At 37.8% G+C, this 3,528-nt stretch carries 6 protein-coding genes; 5 read left to right on the top strand and 1 reads right to left on the bottom strand.

What is annotated here, in order from left to right; genetic code table 11:
• Window positions 1-251 precede the first annotated feature (251 nt).
• Genes LJE09_RS16820 through LJE09_RS16830 form a run of 3 tightly spaced genes read left to right on the top strand, consistent with a single transcriptional unit; the run spans window position 252 to window position 1,067 of the window.
• The gene (locus LJE09_RS16820; protein WP_227227149.1) at window positions 252-389 is read left to right on the top strand and encodes a hypothetical protein; all 138 of its coding nucleotides are present in this window, start codon (window positions 252-254) and stop codon (window positions 387-389) included.
• Between the two features lie 24 nt (window positions 390-413).
• Window positions 414-629 (top strand): hypothetical protein, encoded by a 216-nt coding sequence (locus LJE09_RS16825; protein ID WP_055059027.1) that lies wholly within the window; start codon window positions 414-416, stop codon window positions 627-629.
• 21 nt (window positions 630-650) lie between these two features.
• A complete protein-coding gene (locus LJE09_RS16830; protein ID WP_055059026.1) occupies window positions 651-1,067 on the top strand; it encodes a hypothetical protein in 417 nt (138 codons plus the stop codon).
• Between the two features lie 50 nt (window positions 1,068-1,117).
• Here the strand turns inward: LJE09_RS16830 and LJE09_RS16835 are convergent, their stop codons facing one another.
• Window positions 1,118-1,633: an XRE family transcriptional regulator gene (locus LJE09_RS16835; protein WP_227296376.1), complete on the bottom strand. Its 516-nt coding sequence runs from the start codon at window positions 1,631-1,633 to the stop codon at window positions 1,118-1,120.
• A 498-nt stretch (window positions 1,634-2,131) separates the two neighbouring features.
• On the opposite strand from LJE09_RS16835, the gene LJE09_RS16840 reads away from it, so the two are divergent.
• Window positions 2,132-2,350, top strand: coding sequence for a hypothetical protein (locus LJE09_RS16840; RefSeq protein ID WP_055054355.1), 219 nt, complete (start codon window positions 2,132-2,134; stop codon window positions 2,348-2,350).
• A gap of 343 nt (window positions 2,351-2,693) precedes the next feature.
• Window positions 2,694-3,341 (top strand): flavodoxin family protein, encoded by a 648-nt coding sequence (locus LJE09_RS16845; RefSeq protein WP_128868221.1) that lies wholly within the window; start codon window positions 2,694-2,696, stop codon window positions 3,339-3,341.
• The last annotated feature ends 187 nt before the right edge of the window (window positions 3,342-3,528 follow it).

A 3,528-nucleotide genomic window follows, 5' to 3' on the forward strand; every position in this document is an offset into this window, starting at 1 on the left:
CTACCTGTAATGTGGGAACCTGCCATATCTGGCATGGGAAATGCGCATAACTGCGTACCTAAGTTACAGGCGTATCCGCCGATATTCAGTCGGACGCCTAAAGCGTCTGGAAGCACGTGACTTCAGTCATGTGACGTTCACATTCGAGAAATATAAAGGTTCAATTCTTCATAATGGGTGTTTATTATGAAAAAATATTTTGCTATACTGACAATGTCAACAGTAAAGAAGAATATAAACGAGGTGATCAGATGGAAGTAGCACAGAGAATTCGATTGATCCGAATAATAGAAAAAATGGAGAAAAATCCGGAATTCAGTAATAAGTTTGGAATGAAGAACACATCTGAATATTTAGCAGAAAAAGAACCAAAAAAAGGCATTTATTAGAATAAGTTTCAGGAGGGGTAAAAAATGTTATCATTATTGTTTACAATTTGTATGATCTGGTTTGTAGGAAAATTTTTTGTTTTTGGGTTAAGAGCATCCTGGGGAATTATGAAATTACTTTGCACAGTTATTTTCTTCCCGGTGATATTGATCGGTATGGTTTTGGGTGGACTGATGTATATTGCTTTTCCATTGTTGATTGTCGGTGGTATTATAGCATTGGCAACCTCACATTCATAATGGATCAGGAGGAGAAGACGAATGGGGTATGATATTGAGAAAGAAAAGAGAGAAGCTATTGAAGCCGGCCGAAGAGCACTGAATAGTCTTCGTACGGCAAAAGAAAATCTGAACAGTGCAAAGAACTGGGGTCTGGTAGATATGTTTGGCGGTGGATTTTTTACTACAATGCTAAAACATTCCAAAATGGACCAGGCGAAACGGAATATGGAACAGGCAAAGTATGATCTACGTAGTTTCAGCAGAGAATTAAATGATGTAAATATGGCATGTAACTTAAATATCAATACTGGAGATTTTCTTTCATTTGCGGATTATTTTTTTGATGGATTTGTTGTGGACTGGGTGGTCCAGGATCGGATCAATAATGCAAAAAGACAGGTAGAAGAAGCAATTCGAAGAACCGAAAGCATAGTCAGTCAATTACAGCGTATGTAAGGTAAAGGCAATGAATCAGAAATGATTCATTGCCTTTCGTGCAGTATGGATTATTTTAATTTTGCTTTTTCGGCATTTAAGAGTTCAAGATTGAGCCCCTGCTCCCCGGCTGTTTTATCTACCCAAAGATTCAAAGAGTCTATAGCTAAAGAAATTTCATTAAGTTTTTTACTGATATAAGCAAAATCCTTCATTTCATCATCACTGATTTTACCGTCACGTGCAATTTGGATCAGGCGACCGGTAAGAGGATTGATTTCATTTAAGCTGGCAATTGTCTCCAAAATGATATTTGATAAATTAGTCACTTCTATTTCAGGAACATAACGTTGACCTATTTCGCATTTGTGAGAGCAGTAATAATTGCAAAGATCTGGTCTTTTATAGGCATCTGCCATCTGGAGGATATCATAAGGCGTTGGTTCTTGTGTTTCATATTCGAATTTTTCAATTTTTGAATCAGAGACAGCAGTCATTTTTTCACTGGCCTCTGCTCTTGTAAGTCCTGCCGATTCTCGGCAAAGCTGGTAAATAGTTTTGTTTTCCCTGGTGGATTGTTTACCCATGAGAATTCCTCCCTCGTATATCGCCAGGCATGAGGATTACCTGTCTTCCAGGCCTCATGCTGCGCAGTTATTTCATAATATATTTTATTATACTTGATTTGTAAGCTAACAACAAGTAATTGATGGTATAATGTCCATAGGCGTTACTGTTCACTGGTAATATCCCGCGAGGTGTTTTTTGTGAGCGAAGGTCACAGAAAACCCGAGACATACTGCGCGAATTTATGCGATTAGCATAAATTCTGTGCATCGCGAAGCGTGTTGCTGGGAACGGAGTGAACAGTAACCCATAGGCAAATGAGTGAATGTCGCCTGTTATGCGATTTCAAAAAGAGAAAAGAGTGTTATTCTGAGATATAAGAATAAAGAATCAGGAGGAGAATGATATGAGTAAAAAAGGATATAGCAAACCAGGATTGTTTGGTGGATATAATCATTACGATGAATAAGAACTGTAAAGGCGGTACAGATATGGCACAGCAGAAAGAAGGCGATAGTATGGGATTGTTCAAAAAGAAAAACGTTAAAAAATCTTATGATAGAGAATGTATGAAACCAGTAATTCGTGCAAGTATTTGCACAGGTGAGCAGGTGGCAGGATTCAAAGATATGCAGACTGGAAAACTGGAAGAAATCATGCTGATCAAGTCTCCCAAGGATTTAGATGACTTTAAAAATATGTTTGGGATAACAGAAGAAATCGAGAAAGAATACTGAATGAGGATAAATATGCAGAGGGCGGATAAAAACTATAAGGATTTAAAACAAAAACAGAAAAGTGTAATAGCCGATAAAACATACAGTATGTATTCAGATTTTTCTTTATTGCAGGTTACACTTCCGGAGGTACACCATATGGTGTCACCTGGGAAGAAATGGGGCTGAAACCATGGGAAGATTTGGAAGAAAATGAGTAAACAGATAAGCGTAAAAAATCTGGAACTGTATCAAAAAAACAGCAAGACGTACGCTTATGTCCATGCGGTATAAAACAGGATTATATCCTATGGACGTGGTGCTTTGCCAAAACTGATAGAAAAATCAACGGAGGTTAAATTAAATGAAAGTAATGCTTGTTAACGGAAGCAGTCATCTGCATGGAACAACAATGACAGCTTTGGAAGAAATGATAAAGGTATTTCATTCAGAAGAAGTAGAGACAGAGGTTGTTCAGCTTGGAGGAAAGCCTATAGCAGATTGTCTTCAATGTAATGTCTGTCAAAAAACAGGAAAGTGTGTGATTAAAGATGATGGCGTAAATGAATTTGTTGAAAAGGCTAAAATAGCAGATGGCTTTGTATTTGCAACACCAGTATATTTTGCACATCCAAGTGGACGTATTTATGATTTTTTGGACAGAGTTTTTTACAGTGCCGGAGGTTATGACGCCTTCAAATTTAAACCGGGTGCTGCTGTTGCAGTAGCAAGAAGAGGAGGAACCACGGCAGCTCTTGATGGGATCAATAAATATTTTGGGATTGCACAGATGCCAGTCGCCGGTTCTACCTATTGGAACATGGTACATGGTCTTTACGGAGAAGAAGCTTCTCAGGATGAAGAAGGTATGCAGACCATGCGGAATCTTGCACGAAACATGATTTGGATGATGCGCTGTTTTAAACTTGGAAGAGAGAGCGGTATTTTGTATCCGGAAACAGAAACTGATGCTTGTACCAATTTTATTAAACGAAGTGATACGTTACGTTAAGCCGATGGCTTTAACATAATATATAGCAAGAATTCTTCTTCCTCTATAGGTGGGAGATAAATTGCAAAAAAACAGAAAAGAACACTTGTTCTGCAATGCGATTCATGGTATAATAGAATCAGTCGATAAGGCAAAAGATCAAAAAAGGACTGTTTTTATGGAAAAAATAGATCACAATGCACATTCA

The sequence above is a fragment of the Blautia sp. DFI.3.45 genome, from assembly GCF_020593505.1.
Lineage (GTDB): Bacteria > Bacillota > Clostridia > Lachnospirales > Lachnospiraceae > Blautia_A > Blautia_A wexlerae.